The organism is Candidatus Harpocratesius sp., assembly GCF_054039255.1.
Window position 1 is genome coordinate 1 of the sequence record NZ_JBPLBG010000003.1, and the last position, 20,162, is coordinate 20,162.

The 20,162-nt window shown below is 30.8% G+C and carries 11 protein-coding genes and 1 rRNA gene; 9 read left to right on the top strand and 3 right to left on the bottom strand.

The genetic code is table 11. The annotated features are described in order from the left end of the window. Positions 1–1,057: ribosomal RNA gene (locus ACXLDF_RS00040) — 16S ribosomal RNA — on the bottom strand; the annotation flags it as partial. Positions 1,058–1,691: 634 nt separating this feature from the next. Between ACXLDF_RS00040 and ACXLDF_RS00045 the strand changes: the two genes are divergently transcribed. The 3 genes from ACXLDF_RS00045 to ACXLDF_RS00055 are packed head-to-tail and all read left to right on the top strand — an operon-like array spanning position 1,692 to position 4,191. Then, positions 1,692–2,705, top strand: a complete 1,014-nt coding sequence (locus ACXLDF_RS00045; RefSeq protein WP_457556431.1) for a roadblock/LC7 domain-containing protein — start codon at positions 1,692–1,694, stop codon at positions 2,703–2,705. Positions 2,706–2,716: 11 nt separating this feature from the next. Beyond that, entirely contained in the window at positions 2,717–3,616 is a 900-nt protein-coding gene (locus ACXLDF_RS00050; RefSeq protein ID WP_457556432.1) for a hypothetical protein, read from the top strand. Between the two features lie 2 nt (positions 3,617–3,618). Then, on the top strand, positions 3,619–4,191 hold the full coding sequence (locus ACXLDF_RS00055) for a GTP-binding protein (protein ID WP_457556433.1): 573 nt from the start codon (positions 3,619–3,621) through the stop codon (positions 4,189–4,191). Positions 4,192–4,897: 706 nt separating this feature from the next. On the opposite strand, the gene ACXLDF_RS00060 is transcribed toward ACXLDF_RS00055, so the two are convergent. Further along, positions 4,898–5,839, bottom strand: a complete 942-nt coding sequence (locus ACXLDF_RS00060; RefSeq protein ID WP_457556434.1) for a hypothetical protein — start codon at positions 5,837–5,839, stop codon at positions 4,898–4,900. A gap of 417 nt (positions 5,840–6,256) precedes the next feature. Here ACXLDF_RS00060 and ACXLDF_RS00065 point away from each other — a divergent pair, with 417 nt between their 5' ends. After that, positions 6,257–7,282 carry a transcription initiation factor IIB family protein gene (locus tag ACXLDF_RS00065; RefSeq protein ID WP_457556435.1) on the top strand — a complete coding sequence of 342 codons (1,026 nt, stop codon included), beginning with the start codon at positions 6,257–6,259 and terminating at the stop codon, positions 7,280–7,282. Here ACXLDF_RS00065 and ACXLDF_RS00070 read toward each other — a convergent pair. Further along, on the bottom strand, positions 7,279–8,580 hold the full coding sequence (locus ACXLDF_RS00070; RefSeq protein WP_457556436.1) for a tRNA (N(6)-L-threonylcarbamoyladenosine(37)-C(2))-methylthiotransferase: 1,302 nt from the start codon (positions 8,578–8,580) through the stop codon (positions 7,279–7,281). The genes ACXLDF_RS00065 and ACXLDF_RS00070 overlap by 4 nt on opposite strands. 797 nt (positions 8,581–9,377) lie before the next feature. On the opposite strand from ACXLDF_RS00070, the gene ACXLDF_RS00075 reads away from it, so the two are divergent. From ACXLDF_RS00075 to ACXLDF_RS00095, 5 genes are all read left to right on the top strand, one after another. Further along, a complete protein-coding gene (locus tag ACXLDF_RS00075; protein ID WP_457556437.1) occupies positions 9,378–9,854 on the top strand; it encodes a hypothetical protein in 477 nt (158 codons plus the stop codon). Positions 9,855–9,887: 33 nt separating this feature from the next. Next, a complete protein-coding gene (locus ACXLDF_RS00080; RefSeq protein WP_457556438.1) occupies positions 9,888–11,300 on the top strand; it encodes a hypothetical protein in 1,413 nt (470 codons plus the stop codon). Between the two features lies 1 nt (position 11,301). After that, positions 11,302–12,192, top strand: a complete 891-nt coding sequence (locus ACXLDF_RS00085; protein ID WP_457556439.1) for a hypothetical protein — start codon at positions 11,302–11,304, stop codon at positions 12,190–12,192. Between the two features lie 112 nt (positions 12,193–12,304). Continuing rightward, positions 12,305–12,526 carry a hypothetical protein gene (locus tag ACXLDF_RS00090; RefSeq protein WP_457556440.1) on the top strand — a complete coding sequence of 74 codons (222 nt, stop codon included), beginning with the start codon at positions 12,305–12,307 and terminating at the stop codon, positions 12,524–12,526. After that, positions 12,519–20,162 carry a LamG-like jellyroll fold domain-containing protein gene (locus ACXLDF_RS00095; RefSeq protein WP_457556441.1) on the top strand — a complete coding sequence of 2,548 codons (7,644 nt, stop codon included), beginning with the start codon at positions 12,519–12,521 and terminating at the stop codon, positions 20,160–20,162. The genes ACXLDF_RS00090 and ACXLDF_RS00095 overlap by 8 nt, the downstream gene beginning before the upstream one ends.

The following is a 20,162-nucleotide window of genomic DNA, read 5'->3' on the forward strand; positions in this document are numbered from 1 at the left end:
ACCTGACTTAACAGGACACCTCGCGGCACGAGCTGACGATGGCCATGCACCTCTTCTCAGCGCGTCAGGTAAGCCCTTCAGACTGACCTTCATACTGCTGTCGCTCCTGGTGAGATTCCCGGTGTTGGATCCAATTAAACCGCACAATTCACCCCTTGTTGTGTTCCCCCGCCAATTCCTTTAAGTTTCACTCTTGCGAGCGTACTTCCCAGGCGGCGCGCTTAACAGTTTCCCTACGGCACTGATACGGCTCATAGCCCTACCAACACCTAGCACGCATCGTTTACAGCCAGGACTACCGGGGTATCTAATCCCGTTCGCTCCCCTGGCTTTCGTCCCTCACCGTCAGGCGTGTTCCAGTCTGGCGCCTTCGCCACTGGTGGTCCCCCAAGGATTATCGCATTTCACCGCTACCCCTGGAGTACCCCAAACCTTTCCCACCCTCTAGTAAGGCAGTATTCCTAGCCAAGTGACAGTTAAGCTGTCAGATTTAACCAGGAACTTACCAAACCGGCTACGGACACTTTAAGCCCAATAAAAGTCCCGACCACTTGAAGAGCTGGTTTTACCGCGGCGGCTGGCACCAGCCTTGCCCTCTCCTTTCTCATAGGGTTATCTACACACCTATAACAGCCCACAGTTTTTCTCTGGGCACTCCGGGTAACCTTATCACACTTTCGTGCATGGTAAAGGTTTCGCGCCTGCTGCGCCTCGTAAGGCCTGGACCATTGTCTCAGTGTCCATCTCAGGGCTCCCGCTCTCACGGCCCTTATCGATCATAGGCTTGGTGAGCCATTACCTCGCCAACAACCATAATCGAGAGCGATCCTATCCTTTAGCGAATCATTGACATTTCAATGTATCTTTCGATGAAAAACCATTCCAGGCATTTTCAACTATGGAGAATTAGCCTCAGTTTCCCGAGGTTATACTCCACTAAAGGGTAAGTTGATCACTTGTTACTGAGCAGTATGCCATGGAGTGCAGCCACTCCATTCGACTTGCATGGCTTAGTCTTACCCGGATAGCAGTCGGATCTGGCAGGATCAACCAGAGTTGGTTTTTGTTATCCTTCCATTTGATCTCGCTTCTATTCAACTTAAATTCCTTTTTGGGGGTCGTTTACTTACCGACCATCTGTGCATAACAACTTCAGTCCTTTTTCAAGGACTACATATTTTTCCCATCATCAAGGAATGGAATACTTCATCTCCGTGACAAATGTCGTTGATCCATATTCACGCCGATTGATATGGGATTGAGTTGTCTCCAACTACAAAATATACAATGTAAATGTTAATTTAAACATATCGAAAGTCGCTATAGAAATCGATTGTGGGATTCTTCCTTAATAAATTTTAACGTTTCTTTGTTTTCAAAATAATAGAATCAAGATATAATTTTTTAGATTCGTAAATTCAATTTTATTTAGTATATTAAATTGAACAGATTTTGTGATTTCAAAATTATGTTTCAAATTACAACAGATTTTGTGAATATGTTTGTATTTTTTTAGTACAGCCTTTCAAAATTAATTTTCAGAAAAAATGTCCTTTGATTACTAAAACAGTATTTAAAATTTAGTTTTTTTTTTATTTTGAATTTTAACTATAATCTCGTTTTTTTTTATCTTTTATCCTTCACGAATTTTTAGGGTTTTTTAAAATTCATTATATTGATATTAATAAAAAATGGTGAAAAAAATTTCACTGACAATGAAAATAAAATCTTATTTGGATCTTATTAAAGCTACAAAAGGAGTAGATAATGTTGTTTTAACACAACGAGATGGAAATCCAATTCAACATAGTGGTATTTGGCTTTCAAAAGAAGAATTATTTAGTATCTGTGCAGCAACTTCAGCAATCTATAATTGTGGATTAAATTTACATCAAGATAAATTAAAATACATCTTAATTGAAGGAAAAATAGCAAAAATATTAATTACTCCTTTAAAGAATTATGGAACACCAACAATCAATAAGATTATTCATGCTCAAAACTTACATAATTTGGATGAAGAATTTTATGTTGCGATAACAACGAAATCTAATGTAAATTTAGGCGGTATTTTCTTAAAAATACGTTCTAGTTTAACTGAAATAAAAAAATGTCTCATTTTATCAAAAAATTCATTTAAGCCCCCAAGAAGACATTATTCACCTGAAGAAATGCAGAGATTTCTTAATTCAATAGAGAATAAAGACGAAATGGAAAAGAAGGAGCGAATTCCTATTTTTACGTTAAGTTTTTCTCAATCTTCATATGATCAACTAGATTACTTATTAGATGATTTTAGCAAAAATACATTTGATTTGATAAATACATTTATTACATTTGAAGGTGGCTTTATTCTTTCCAGCTTAGAAAATAAATTAATTAGATCAAGTTATAATATAGAAAAAGAAGCAACCCTTAGTCAATCTCTATTCTATACAGCAGATAAATGTGCTTGGCAATTGAAGAGAATGCATGTCACATCCATTTTATTAGAATGTGTTGACGAATTCCAATTCATAAATCAAGTTCAAACAGCCATTTTTTCTGCAAAAATCGCAAAAGGCAGACAAAAATTAGGGCTTCTAAGATTAGTAATTCCAAAATATTGCAATAAACTAGAAAAAATCTTGAAAAATTCAGAAAATAGTTCGAAAATAGTTCCACCAATAAAAATTGAATCTATTTTCAACCAACTATCATTATAAGGTGAAATACTATGGATTTAATAAATCGTTTTAGTCAATCAGAAATTGAAGATGTATCATTATTATTAAGATGTTTATTAGATAGAATTCCAATCGTAATTATATCAGAACAAGAAGAATACATAGAAAATATAATTAATGAATTAATATCACTAATTCCTTTTAGAAATAATTTGATTTATTTATCTGATTTTATTGATCGAAATGATTATTTAGAGATTCGAGAATATGAAGAGAATGATTTAAATAGTGAAAGAAATGTATTCTTATGTTTTCCTGATGCCTCATTAAAAGCTATTGAAACCATCCCATCTTTTCAATCCTGGATATTTGGAGTGATTATCGATAGAGAATCTTATGCAAATTACATCAAAATTTATAAAAAAATGTATACACTTGTTGATTATTTTTTAAAACTTGAAATTAATGAAATTAACTTAAAAACAGAAATTGTCGGTAATATCTTTCCAAATTTGGATCTTTCTCTTGAAAAATGGATTTATGAAAGTGCGATAAACAGGACTGAAATGGAAATTGAAAAAATGAAGCGAATTATTTCAAAACGTACAAATTATCGAAGAATTCCAAAAGAAGAAAAAAAATCGATTATGAATTTTGATATTGAAGAGAAAGAAATTAAAGAAAACATAATAAAAAAAGAAATTTTAAACTTTTTCAATGCTTGTAAAAGATCTATTAATATTCTAAATAGAATTCAAATTTTAGATGCATTAAATATAAGAACAAATCTTTCTCCCAGGGTATTATTTTCAACAATTGATTATAAACATGCACCTATAGAACGGATTTTACAATTTATCTTGAAAGAATGGGGAGCAAATTTCTTTTCATTATTAAATCTAAAAAAAACATCAAAATTATCAGATACATTTGAAAGTTTGTGGGGATAAAAATGTTAATAAATTATAGAAAAAGAGAAATTCAGATTAAAATCGTTTATTATGGCTGTGCTATGTCTGGAAAGACAACTACCTTAAAAAATTTATTTAGATCTTTTAATCGTGAAGATTTACTAACTTCAATAGAAACAACGACAGGAAGAACCCTTTTTTTTGATTTTGGATTACTACAATTAAAAGGAGGAGAATGGATTGTAAAAATCTCACTATTGACTGCAACAGGACAAGATTTTTATGCTTCCACAAGACCTGCTACCCTATACGGAATAGATGGAATAATGTTTGTTGTAGATTCCCAAAAGAAGTATTTCAATGATAACCTATCATCTTGGAATGAACTAAATTTCTATTTACAAGAAAAAATATCGAATCTACCTATCGTAATTTGTTTAAACAAGCAGGATTTAGACAATTTAATTAGTTTAGATGAAATTAATAGATACTTTCACTTAAATTCTTTATCAAAAGTCCAGTTAATCCCAACTATTGCAATTGATAATAAGGGTGTTTTAGAAGCTTTTAAATATATATTAGAAATGATTTTCCCATCAATTATAGTGAAGTAGTATTAAAATGATTCTAGATACAAACACATATAGTTTTTTAATAAGTTTATTTTCAATTTATGTTATAACTTGCATATTTGTGTTTTTTCTATCTTTTTTTATTCAAATTATTCCAAAAATAGTAATTAAAAGCTTATTTTTTGTGATTATAGAATATATGGTTCTTAAAATTGTAAAAATTAAGCGAATTATTAATTTGGAAATGATAAAACTAATCAACAATATGCCAATACAAGCAAGTATAAATAGATTAGTATTGAAGGAAATGAATGAAATTTACCAAATAATAAATATATCATTTATTGGAATCGTTATTTTACTTATTTTAAATTTATTATTAGTTATTTTTCAATTAATATATGAGTGATCAATTTTTCAGGAATAATTATTTAATTAAATCTATAACCTTGGACCTTAACACCCCACAACTTGTGCATAAGCTATTGAACTTACGGTTGCTCCATCCCTGGCCTGGCCGATTTTGTTCTTTAAGGTAATTATCATTTTCCTACAAAAATGACTTTACCATAGCTCATCTCAAATAGGGAGTGTATCATTGGTTAGTAAGGTAATATTTTTAACTAAAATCATATTCTTTCGAAATTTTCTCAGTCCGTTATAGGCACGGCTCCACTCTATATAGAGTTTCAAGGGATTGCCTAGATCCCCACGATCATTAAAAAATAAATTACTATAATATTTATATTTAATTAATTATCAATAAAGGAGGCTTGTTAGATTTTTGATCTTGCTTAATCTTTTGTGAAATTGTTTGCATTAAATCTTGAAGATTTTCATAAAAAAGTAGAGATAATCTTGATAATTTTTTAACTGAAGTTCTATTTTTTAAGATTTGAATTAATTCAAAATTAGAAGATATAATTAGAAACTGTGTACAATTAGGATAATATTTAAGGAGAGATTGAGTTAATTTTAAAAGAGTTTTATCATCTAAAATAAAAATAAATTGACTCTGACGATCTGCAATTAAATAATCTGAAATTTTTACTACTTTCAAGGGATTTCGAAGTATTTCTTTAATCAAAGTTAAAGTATTATTATAATTACCCGATTGCAAGGTTTTTTCTTCTAATTTTAAAGCGAAAGATGGAAAAATTTCATCTATGCGAAATTGATTTTGGTGGGTAACTAGTTTTTTTGAGATCATTCTTTTAAAGTCTTTTAATCTTAATTTATGCAGTAAAAGAAAATCAGATATTTTAAGTGATTTTATATATCCTTCAAGAGTTTTTTTTTCAGTAAGAGTTTTAAAAAAAATTAAAATTGTTATTTTCTGAAGATAAACATTTTTTGATTTTATTTGAATGAGAGTCTGAATTTTTGCAGTATTTGTATATTCAAAGAATTTTTTTAACCCATTATTGTATTCTGATGGATTTGCTTTTGTTTTGACTGAAATTTTGAAGATAAATAATGATTTTGAATTTTGATCTACAAGTTTGAAATTTTCATCAGCAAAATTATCTATAATTTCAATTTCAGGAGATTGTATAAAGGAATTAATAAAAAATGATTTTTTTATTAAATCTTGAGATATGTTTTTTAATGAAATTGAAAAATCTGAAAAAAACTCATTGACAATTAAATTAAATTCTATAATATTATAATTTCGTGAAAATATCCACAAAATTAATTTATTATTTAAAGGAGAAAAGTAAAAAATATAGTATATTCTTTGCGTAACCAAGTACTTTTTTATATAACGTTCAATTTTATTGAAAAAATGGAAATATTCTACTGTAAATCCTCGATATATTAGTTTTTTTTTTTTTTTTAAATTGTATACTAAACAATTTTGCATTATAGTGTAATTAAAAATAGTTGGGTTTTTTAACATTTTATATATTTGTTTTATTTAAAATACAGATAAATAGTCCGACATTGCTATTAAAAAGAAAAGATGTAGTGTACTTAAACATTCTATTTTCAGTTAAGTCTCCCTAATCTAAGCTTTTAACTATCTAAATGAAACTATCGTTTTTTTAATAACAATAAAATACTTAAAAAATCATATAACTTTTGAATTTGATTTTTTCTTTAACCTATGACTTCAGAAATAATAAACACCTACAATTTTTCCATAAATAAATTGTGTCCTGAATGTGGTGGGACCCTTATAAACAATGGATTTGAAATTGTTTGTCAGAATTGTGGATTAGTAATTAATTCGATTTCCTTCATTAATAGTTATCAAATAAATGAAAATAATGATTGCAGCTCGTGTTCTAGCACCCAATTTGTTTCTATTGGCAATACAGTAGATAATATTTGCACTTTGGGAAGCCATATTGATTATTTTTCAAAATATACATTCTATGACTACAAAAAGAAATTAATTCCTGCCGAAAAACAAAAAAAATTTTCAAAACTAAAGAAATTTTATTCTCTATCTTCGAAAATTAAAAATCATGAAACAGATTATAGAATTTTAAAAATTCTAACACAAATTTGTGAATATCTTAATATTTCAACACTTGTAAAGAATAGAGCGGCATATTTGTACCATGAAATCAAGAAAAAAGCCCCAAATATTGTAAATCACGTTTCTCTTATTGGTTTCTGTATTTTTCAAGCATCTAAAGAAAATAAATCACATTCCCCAGTTAGTTTAAAAGAATTATGCAAGATTTTTTCTCTATTGGGACATCGTATCAATCCAAAATTAATTATAAGAGATTATTTACATTATCAAAATTTCATTGAAATTAGAATAAAACCTCACCAAAGTGAAGACTTTATTAGTCGATTTATAAATGATATTGTCAATAGCAAAGAAATATTAAAAAGAATGAAGATTAAAAACTCAAAATGGCAAAAAGAGGAATATCGACGATTATTACATAAAAAAAGCTTGTATATTCTTAAACAATTAAATGCTAAAAAAAGAGGTTCAAGGAATCCGTATATATTAGCTGCAACTGTTGTCTATTGTGCAGATAGATTAATTGCAAAAGAATTCCAAACTAAACCAATATTAACACAAAAAACAGCATCTAATGCCATGAATATAGCTGAATACTCTATTCGAGATCACTATGTTAAAATTTTAAAACCTTTTTTCTTACTTTAAGTAATTTTTCCTATTATTTTATTCCCTTTGATCTTAACAATTTTAACTTGAGAAACAGTTCCAATTCTTCCTGATTCAATGAAAATTGGAATGTTATAAAGATTCCGAGTTAAAAATCCTTTATTGATAGAACGAATATCATTAGAATCAGAAACAAATACCTTTCCTTTCCATCCAATCCAGTTCATCCTTAATATGTGGGAATATTGTCTATAAATTTCGTCTAAAAATTTAGATCTCCTTTTAATTTCTTGAGAAGGTAGTTGTTTCATCTTTTTTGCTATTGTGTTAGGTCTAGCGGAGTATTTGGAAATATTTAAGACAAAAGGTTTCCATTGATTGATAAAATTAACACTCTCTTGAAAATCAGTAATTGTTTCTGATGGGAATCCTACAATAATATCTGTTGAAAAAGTAAAATTACTATCAAATTTCTTGAATTTTTTTATTATTTGTTCAATTTCTTCAATTTTATAATTTCTTCTCATTAATTGCAAGATATGATTACTTCCAGATTGAATTGGTATATGAATAAATCGATAAAATCGTTTGTCATGAAATATTTTAAGAAATTGATCAATTTTTCCAATTAAATAATCCGGATTTAGCATTCCAAGTCTAATTTGAAAGTTTCCTTGAATATCAGAAATATCTGTGAGTAAATCAACTAGAGTATATCCAGAATAATTATAATTACCTAAATCTTGACTAGTCAAGAAGAAATTATTTATACCCTCTAAATATAAAGATTTTATTTGATTTAATATCATTTTTGGATTAAAGGAAATAAGTTTACCACGTGCAATCGTTGTACAGCAGTAAGTACACGAATTATTGCACCCTTCAGAAATTTGAATTATCCCTATATTTCCGTTCTTAAATGGAGCAGGGATTATTTCTGGTTTATATAATATTTCATCTGATTTCAAAGATTCTCCCATTGAAAGAATAATATTATGAATTTCTGTAGGTTTTAGAATGAGATCGTCATGGTGAATTTGAGATTTTATTTTCTGATGCATTTTTTTCCCAATTTGGGGAAGACAACCAGTAACAATCATCCTTTTATCTGGATATTGCTTTCGTATATCAAAAATGTAATGCAAAATTTTTGTTTCTGTAGCATGTTTTACAGCACAAGTATTAATTATTATTATATCTGATGATTGTATATCGTTCACTTTATTATATTTCTGTTTTCTTAGAAGAGTTTCGATTTTCATTGAATCTCCAAAATTAAAAGTACATCCAAAGGTTTTAATAAAAAAATTCTTTATAATTCTTTTCTGCTGTTTCATCTTTCAAGAAACTCTTTTATATTATTATAAATTTACACTTCTAATTAAGTAAAAAAGAGATGCTTCCATCGGGATTCGTGTAATCATGATACTATCCCGATATCACAAATCAACATGTTCTAATTATGTCAAATTTGTGAAACCATAAAAAATTTGACAATTTCTCACATACCCATCGCGATTTATAAATCAAATTTGTTTCTCTTCTTGTCAATTTTGTGCAACAGAGTTATTATTTAAATATCCTATATGATATATAATAATTAATTACAGTATATACTAATTAATATGGTTAGTAATAGAATGAATTAGTATTTACTGTTGTTTTTTTATAAACAATCTCCGGAGGAATCAGATTGGGAAATAATTCTAAAAATTTTATTCGAAACCCTGTAGTTCAAGGCCTAATTATTGTGGCACTTCTCGGTGGAATAGGCTTCGGTGGATATGCTGGATATAATTATATCCAATCACAGTTAGAAAATGAAAATTTCACCCCTACTATTGTTGGATTGAATAACACTTCAGGTTTAGACGACGATGAAGTCAAATTTCTCGTATATCTGCATGGAGCGAGCGAGGAATTAGATAATGACGAACATAATATCTACATCTATCGAGTCAACATTGAAAGCATGACTGCGTCCGATCTTGCAGATCTGAGATATACTGATTACAGCTATTGGACTTCATGCGATTCAGGCGATACAATCGATCTGAATTTCGACGATTATCGCTACTATTATAAGCTCAATGGCAGCGATATTTCAACCGAATATGGAGAAATCGTTGGTGGAATGGAATACATCTTAATGCCTTACAATCGCACTGAAGATGTAGCTATTTTGGCTTACAGCACCGACGAGTTTAGCACTTCGTTTAATCAAACAGATTACGACGAATGGACGATTCGAGCCGTTCCGTTAGATGGTCCGGAAGGGACTGGGGAACCAACATCGTCTCAAGGATATAAAATCTTTGCACCTGATGTAGATAGCATTTTTGAAGGGTTAGAAGACTATTTAATGATTCGAATTACAACTAACGTCTCGGCCACCAGCCCTATCTTTTGTGCATATACTGGTGGTGATTCGGGTGTAATTGAAGTATGCTCTGGATCATACATTTATTATCAAATCCCCCGGAATTTATGGGGTGAACAGACTTTTACCTTCGATCTTGGACCTGGATTAGGCTCTACATTCGAAGTTACCCGACTCGATTTCGGATATGGAACTGCAGACAGTTTCACAAGTTGGGATTATGTAATTTAGACATCTTTTTGAATTTGAAGGTGATTCAGAAAGATGAAAAAGAAATCATTTTTTCTTTTATTTTGTCTCTTTTGCGTTTGCATTCCAATTCAAACAAAAAATGGATTAGGAGAAACACCGATTGATTTCTATCCTGAATATTATAGTTTTGAATTAATTCCACCTAATTCAGATATTCATTCAGAAATTGTTGGTAAAGCAATTGTGAGTAATACACCAATGGCATCAACTACAATAGGGGATATTGTTCAATTCAGCTCAAGAGTCGAATTTGAAGTTGTTGCAAATTTATATACATTCTATTCTACAGAAGATATTTACCCTGATGCAAATGAATTTTACTGGGGATCAAATTGGCTTATATTGAAATTATCTGAAAATTTTAATTCAGATCCAGTTACAACATATGAATTTTCATCAACATATTATACTTGGGATTTGGAACATAGTTTTGACTACGATCTCTCGAATTTAATGGAATATTATACAGATATAGCTCATAACAATTTGGAACTGTTTATAGACTATCTGAACGACATAGATTTGACCTTGTTTAAATCATCACCTCCACGTAATTCAGGTGGCAATGGAGCAATTGGGGATGTGAAAATTAATCATGAATTTTTATTTGATTCGCAAACGATTGACAACGATTGGTTTTCGTTATATCCTGTAAGTACTACGAGCTCTATATTAGAAACAACAATCACCAATTGGGAAGCATTTGAGATTGCACAATATGATGACATCTATTCTCAATTCGAAGGATACGAAACCTATTCAGTATCGATCACAGATGTCAACGATGATAATTTGGATTTATCTGCGATCAATTTTGGAGAAGTTAATACAAACATGGTTCAAGGGACAATTAGCGAAAATTTGGGCATGGAAACTGGGGAGATCTTTTCAGAAACTGTTCAACAAGGTCGATATAATGTTGAACAAGGGATTGTATATGGATCACAATTTGAAATTGAATTAATCCCAGATATTACAGTTCAACGTCAACCACTAAGTGTGACAAGGCAAACAATAGCAATCGATACTGACACAGGGATATTTGGAACTTCACCTGCAGGAATTGTTGCTTCACTATGTTCTCCTGCAGTGAAAGAAATCTTAGGATCAAGGATTGTATCATGGCATGTACAAAATTATGCGCTACAAATTCATTTTAAAGTTGTTGCGGAAATCAGGAGTGATGTGCAATTAGTTTATCATGAAGGATATGCAGATCATCCCATTCCACTAGCGCAATTGAGTGATTACTACTGGAACATAATGCTCTATGGTGATCGTGATATCGAAGTATATGAAGATACATCCGATTTTAATTGGCAATTAATTCTCACTATTTTGATTTTGTTGATTTTGGGATTTGGAGTTTTAGTTGCGCTATTTGTCTTTATCAGACTGGCACCCTTTTTTTTCAGGAGGCGATAAAATGAGTAAAAAAGCAAATCAAATCAACATTATTATAATAAGTTTTGTCATTCTTTCCGCAGGCATTGGATTATATTCATTTCTCAATATAAGCAACTTTGAGACTATTCAGTCTGAAACCACTCCTTGGCAATTAGACGTACAAGTAGGAAATCTACAAAATTTACCATCGAATTATGATGAAATCGAATTTGAGTCAATTCAGTCGGAATTTTATGCCGAATATCCTGATTTACCAAATATCGAGTTTAGTATAGATATTTCAGGAAAATACGAGAGCGAATATACTTTAGAGAGTATATCTATTCAATTTGTTGGAACTACAATGCACTTGTGGTTTGACACGAGCCTTTTCTTACTCGAATATAATTCTAATTTTATACTCACTTATAATGAACAAGAATACAAAATTGCGAGAATGAATTTTGCATCTTCTCATGTTGATTCTACAGAATTTAACAGTGAAACTGGTGATTTTGACATCAGATTAATTGTCTGGATATCTTATGAGTTACCCCCCGAATATACGTATGAGTTTGATTACAATTTCTATAACTATGAGTCCGCAATTAACGTTGATAGTGTAGAATATGAGGTTCTATCTGAAGATTACATAGATCAGATTATTACCGTCCAATTTGTATATCACTTTTCCTATGAAACTGCGTTCAATCATTATGCTGTTGAGTATGACTCTTACTATTTCAAGGTAGGTGTGATAGCGGATCCGTGTGAACCGCTCATGCTCCATGGCGATTTCAGAATCTATGTTGATGGGGATCTTCAATTAAATAAGGATATCATAATTCAAGATGTACAAGTCTCGGGATTCGACACTGATGAAATGACCATCACAACCATTTTGGAATTTTACTATAATAGCAATGCTTAATTTTTTTCTCTTCACAAATACAGGCGAAATCTGATGGAACAAGATCTTTACAAGATCATCTTTCGATTGAATCCTGTGCTAAAAGAATTATACTCAATAGGAGTGATTCAACATGAATTTACATTATCACATTCGGAAAAGAAAAAAAAGTGCAACAATCACAGCATTCACAATAATTAAAGAAAGAGTATTTTATTTCTGGCAATTAATATTCAATCGAAAGACAAATCGCGCCGTATTCCTTCCTCTTTTTGGAAGTTACGGCGAACTTATGCAATTTTGTAAAAATGAAAATATCAAATATCTGAAAAAGGCGGGGTTGTATCATGAATAAGCAGCACAGAATCATTTCTTCGTTCATTCTACTTTTTTTCTTTTCGGTTAATTTTCTCTCTCCTCAATCAAATATGTATTCTGAAATAACTCTTATTGATCCTCAAGGTGCAGCGGATCCATCTTCCATTACTCTTAGCCACATTCATTTATCTAATACACCAGGATCTTCTCTCATTAATTGGGAGATAACGGGATCTTTAAGTGGTTCGGATATTGCGGGAATCTACAATATATTTATATTTGATTTATTAAATTTTGACTCGATATACGATGTAAGCAATCATTCAGATATACCGACAGAAAAAAATGTTTCAGTTTCAAGTTATTCTTCTTCACAATCAAATCTGATACAAAATACAATCCATTTTACATGCTCGATCTCATCACAAGATCTTCTCGTAAATAATTCAAATTCATTAGATTATTCATTATCTTCCGATACCAATTGCGTTGCAAATACATCATGGAGTATATATAATGATTCAAATTATGTTGATAATATTCTTTCTCAAGATATTCAATTATCTTATGATCTGCATCAAATTCTAACCATTAATTCTCATTATTCGTTGTCTGAGTTAAATTTGCAAATCTATGATTACAGTTCAAATGCATGGATCGGGGTTGTGCCGGAAAATCTGATCCTTCATCATCCAATGTATAAACTAAGAGTATATCATGGATATGATTTAATTTATGAAGATTCTTCACAAGTTCTATTCCGTCCCACACGCAATCTTGCTCTCGACACTGTAAAAATCACAAATAACGCAAATGAACCTATCAATATTTCTCTTATTGAAAATGGGCATTATCAATCATCTGGAATGTCTTGGGATTTAGAAACTCCAAATACACGTCCGACTAATCTTAACTATTCTTCTGAAGGCTTGACTTACTTACAAAATGAATATGAAAATCATAATAAAGTTATATATACTGAAGGATACAATGCCACAGCATATGATTATAAGACGCAGTTCTCTGAACCAAAAGTCGGTGTTCAGCAATGGACTTCAACATGGAATGAACCGTACGATTATAAATTTGACGACGTCGGTGAAAAAACAGGCGTTGTACAGTGGGGTACAGCTGCTAATGATATATTTTCTTCATACGATTATAAGAAGAGTGATTATTTACAAACAATTGATAAAACTGGCGTGGTGCAGTGGGGCACCGCAGCGAGCTCAGATTTATCAGATTGGACTGATGCAGATTCTGTTCTTAGTATTAATTCAGAAGTCAATAATCATAAAAATGTTATGGTAATCAACGGAGACGGATCTCCACATTATATTGACAGATTTGTGACTCAGCAACTAAACAATATTTTTGAAATTTTTATTGCTAAAGAAGATATTACAAATGGGACTGATGTACATTTTGCACTACGTGAAGGAACTACAGACGTAGTGCGGCTCCTAATGCGCTGGAATGATCTTGAATATAGATATGGAGGAGCATGGAATTTAATCTCTAGCGATTTTCTGACTGCAGATAATACATTTACACATTTAAAAATTGAATTAGATGATACAAATAACCAATTTACTGTTACATTTAGCGGAACAACGTACGGTCCATATAATTATAATAATAATTCAACTGATGGAGTAGATGATATTTGGTTTTATTCTTCTACATATAATAGTAAAAAATTTTATATTGATGCAATAGGGAATGTAGCAGATGGCTACACTACTAGTGATAACAAACTCGTAGCAGGTTGGCTTGATGAAAGTGGAGTAGATTGTACTGTTTCAATTATAGACGAGATACAAGGACATAATAATATAATAAAACTTGAAGATCAAAGTGCGACTGATAAAACATATATTTCGCGTAAATTCAACAGTCAATCTAGCGGAACTATTGAATATTTATGGATGTCTACAGATAACAGTAAATATGGAGAATTAAGAATTTTTGGGAGTACAAGTCTTTATCTATATGTTGCATCTGGTAAATTTTATTATTATGATGGATCTTCACATGAAATTACCCCTTATTTATCAAATACGTTATATTTTATATCATTAACATTTACAGCAACATCTGGATGGACTATAAAAATTAACGGAATATCCTACGGACCGTATAATTATTCAAGTGGTTCATTACTGTTAGATTATCTTAACAAATTAACATTTTATACTCATGACTTGAGTAGCGGATATTCGTGGTATATAGACGCATTAGGATTCAGTTGGGATGGATATATTTCTAGTTCTAATTATTATAGATATATTGACGATTGGGTCGATTCAAGTGGAGTAGATTGTAATGTTTCAATTGTAAATGAGATAGATAAACATAAAAATATAATAGAGATTGACGATCAAAATACAATTTATGCAGGTATAATTACTAAATCGATTTCGAGATCGTCAGGAATAATTGAATGTTGGATTAGAATAACAGATTCGACTTACAGAGGACATATTGAATTATGCGATGGTTCTGAAGCGGATAGACTGATTTTCTTTACAGATAGCGGTTATTTCAAGTATTATGATGGAACATATAATACAATAACAGCAGCGTCATCAAATCATTGGTATCATATCTCGATTACGTTTGACTGTGCAAGTACGTGGACTGTAGAAATCAATGGGGTGACATATGGACCGTATAACTATCAAGGAACTCCAACTACATTTGACGTTTTTAAATTGTTTACACATGCTTCAATGTCTGGTTATAAATTTTACGTTGATGCCATAGGATTTAGTTGGAATAATTATGTTATAAGTAATAATCAAATTCCAGATTCCGGATTTGGACAAAAATTTAGCAGTAAAAATACAGGAATTATTGAATGGTGGCAATATCAAAGTGTAAATGCTTCATACGTTTACACAGGAAATATATCTTTGTATTTTAATACGACTCATATTAATATTTGGAATGGATCAGATTATGTATTTTTAGGTTCATACAATATGAACGTTTGGGAACATTATACTTTAATTTGGGACAATTATAAAATTTCTTTTTATCGAAATACTCAATTATTAAATTCACTGAATTTTTGTGCGACTGTTTATTGTCTACAATTCATGCCGTTGTGGAATGGTAAACTATGGATTGATGCTATTGACTATAATTGGAGTAGTGGATTTGTCTTACACGCAAGTTATAATCTAAATTATTCTAAAGATCTATGGTGTTGGGATGCATTTCCGAGTTGGGAATCAAATTATTATCAAAAAACTGTAGATTGGGGTACAGCAGAACAAGATATATTTTCAAATTATGATTATAAAAAAAGCAACGCAGACCAAAATGTCGATAAAACTGGAGTAGTGCAGTGGGGCACCGCCGAAGACCCAGATCTAAGTGATTTTACATTATACTGTGATACTTCAGAAGTAATATCAGAAAAAAATAGGCATAAAAATGTCTATCATATTATTGAAGGAAATTCTACGGCAAAACGTGATAGATTAGGATTTAACGGACAAACAAATGGAACTGTTGAACTTTTTGTAGTGGAAACAGATGAATGGAGCATAATTCAATTCATAAATGAATATGGATCTCCAGTTATAAACATAATAATATCGCCAACAGAGGTTCGCTTTTATTACGGTTATGGTCCAGGAGTTAGCAAGTATGTTTCACATACAATAACTACTGATTTCCCTCATGTTAAAATTATATTTAATTGTTCAACCGATACCTACTCGGCGTGGGCAGAAGGAACTTCAGTGATAACGGATAAAAATTTTCATAATAACCGTGTCGCTACATCAATAAATGCTATATATTTTGGAGGATACGCAACAACATATAGAACAAATATGTATTTTGATGCTATCGGGTTCAGTTGGGATGGATATATTTCTAATACTAATAGATATATAATAGATGACTGGGTCGATTCAAGTGGAGTAGATTGTAATGTTTCTATCATTAACGAAATAAGCGAACACAAAAATGTAATGTTATTAAATGATCAAAGTTCAACAAATTTATGTCAAATTTCTGAATCGTTTTCAGGTCAAATATTCGGTCAAGTTGAGTTTTCTTTTTATTCAGTAGATGTAATTCAAAAGGCTGAACTATTCAAATTAATGAATCAAAATTCCGCGCCGTCTCCAATTATTTTTTTTGAAAGTGGCTATCTTAAATATTATAACGGAACAACTTATTCTCTTGTTCCTATTAGTGCTAATCAATGGTATCATCTTAAAATAGATTTTGATTGTTCAACTGATACTTACGATATATATCTTAACAATGTATTAATCAAATCTGAAGCTACATTTGTAAATATAGCAACGACATTAAATTATATTCAATTTCGTACGTGGACTACTTCTTCTGAATTTCAAGTTTATATTGATTCAATTAGTTTTAGTTGGGATGAAAATTATTTTCCAGGAATCTCAACGCTAGAAAATATTATTGAATATTCATTACCATTAAGTTACAGTATTTCTGAATTAGTTTTTCCATATTCTCAAGAAATTTGTGCATATAATCAAAACAATTATTTAGTGCGCATTAGCGACCTATATGACAACACGTTAGAATATCAAGCGCTACAAGAGAATGAGCATGAAGTTATTTTTACTCCAAATCCAGAAGTAACTTGTTACCTTGCCTATGAAGATCAAAATGAGAAAAAAATTGATTTTAATTATGTAGATACATACATCTTGCAAAATAATGAGTATCATTTAATGGAACTGCCAATTTTCACCGCACACCAATACTCGAATGTGTCTTTCCAAGTTTTTGATAAAGAAAACCGGTTAATTAACCATTTTACAATTTATATTTCGAATATAACTCTTTATAATATCACGCTGGATGTCGTTTATATTCAAAATAATGCTCCTGAACCGATCAACATTACTTTAATTGAAAATATGCACTATCAAGGGCGATACAGTTTTACAGCAGATTCAGAAGGTTCCTTAGGTTCGGGAGTGGATGAATATGTGGGAAATATATCAGTGGTAGATCTTTATCAGAGACATTTTAAAGCGTTGAAAATGAGTAATACTTCTTTTGGCAATTATTCCTGGGGATATAATACTCAAGATTTACCAGAAAAGAATTCATGGTATTATTATGATGGGATAGATGGCAGAAATCATGTTTTAGGACATACAGATTCGACTCAGCATGTGTATTCATCGACTTTTCTTGAAACTACGAACAATATAACCGTATTAAGTTTTTGGATTCATGCAAATCAATATACATGTGATTATTATGTCAAAGGGACGGAAGGTAACTATATTTTCCAAGGAGAAGCAAAGGTTGGAAGTGTTTGGGAATTTCAAATGGTTGTTTTTAATGAAACTTCTCAAACATATTACTATTATATTAATAACGAGTTGTATGAAACTAATAGTTTTTATTTCGATGATCCATATCCTTATCTTTTAGAAATAGTGGGGAAACCTGGATTAAATACATATATCGATGGATTATATTGGGGCGATTCTGTAAACGAAGCGCTTTTAAACTATTATTCTTATGGAAGTCAAGCAATCTTTGAGTTGGATAATTTTGATAATTTTAGTTCAGGCTTTGTGGCTTTTTGGTTAAATAATAATAATAATTGTTCGGTATCTCTCAATTCACTGTCATTGATATTTGATAGCGATATTTTAATATCAGATAATGGTTCATTTTATTCAATTTATTCTAATATCTCTGATGGATGGAATTTTTATTCCATTCAATTTAACTTAACAACAATTTCAATCTATCAGAATTTAGAACTGATTGCTTCTTTTGAATATCCTGTTTTATTTGTTGATCATATTACTTTTTCAACTCATTACGAAATATATCTTGATTCTGTCGATATATCAACTGATTTAGCGAATTTGTATCGCGCTTATTACATCAATAATACTGAAGAACTATGGTTTGATGCTGATATTCCATTTTATCTCTTTGAAAACACATCGTATTTTATAAATCCTTATTCGGAACTGGTAGCTGCATATACCGCTTCAAATTTCATTCTTATTCGGGATTTGTACAATAATTTATTAGAATCGACGAGTTACAGTTTTGCAGATAATCGATTCGAATACAATCCACTAAATTTAGAAACTTGCTTCATTAGTCTGGCGGATCAACGAAGTAATTATTTAAATTGGGAAAATTATCGGATTTATCGCAATGGAACTGCACTATATCGGAATTATTTTAATGCAGAATTAGGTTCAATGTGGAATATTTCGATCTATGATCGATTCGGCTATTTTATTACTTCTACAGTCTACACAGTGCAGCGAACGAGTAATTTTATAAATATTCAGTTAACGCTTCATAGTCTGAAGATCTACAATCAGCAAGAGGTGTTCAATTTCGTGAATATTACTCGTGATCCCAACTACTATGGCACTTTTGAATACTGGTCAGAATGGTTGGCACCTGGTGAGATCGCCGAATACAAATTGTTAGCAGGATATTACGTAGTAGAAATCGAATCGAATGAGAATAGTTCAAGTTTACAACTATCATATACTTTAAATGGAGATGATATACTTCTTCTCTCATCAAATAATATTATTGCAAATGTAATTCAAAATATTGCAAACGTCAATTCTACTATTGGGAATCAGATAACTGCTGTAAACATCTCGATTTGCAATACTCAAACAAATATTTCCAATCAGATTATAAATATAGAGATTAATCTTGATAACATAAATTCTACGATTGGAAATCAATTACTTTCAATTGAAGCCCAATTGAGTAATTTACAGTCTGATCTTAACACTTTTTACAGTTTTACAAATACTTCGTTAATAAATCTCAATTCAAGCATTGACTCGCAATTTCTCTCGATGGAAACCTCAATAACAAATATTAACGATTCGATTTCCATGTTAGTTATTTCTCTATCAAATGATCTATCCATAGTTAATAGTTCAATACAAAATGCCTATGTTGGAATCCTCACAAACTTAGCGTTAGTGAACAATTCGATAAATTCTGCGATAGCAAACTTAGAACAAAGTGTTTTTCTCATCAATAACTCAATTTATACTGCTGTCTCTGATCTATCAACGACTCTCGGTTTAGTGAATAATACGATCATGGGCAATCTCACATTCTACATTCGAGAGAACCCTGAACTGACTGCGATATATGTAAACACTCTCTTCTCAGAAAATTTAACTTGGAGTTGGGATGCTGATGCTGTGCGCGCTCAAACTGATCTATATACCATCTTAAACAATTATCGAAATGAAAGCTTGGAAATTCTTTTTCGATATGGAGACGAAATTAAAAAACTCCAGATCGGTGCGCAAGAGACAATCAATCAAGCAATTTTGAATGATGGAGTTTTTTATCGAATCAAATCCATTTCATCGAATGAATATCTATCCGATTGGGAACCCCTTCCAAGTAATAAGACCATAAGCTTTGGAATTTACGAAGAAGCATATCAAAACGAAGAATTATACGTGTCAGGTATCACAGCGATAGATGTGTTATGGAGTATAATGTTTATTGCTGCATTTGCTATTGTATTCATCCGAAATTATCGTAAAATGCAAAATATCGATATAATAAAATATAACACTTCTATAAAATCTAAAAAAGTCGGATCTTCAGCAAATCCTGTAGATCTAATCAGATCGAGAAGATAA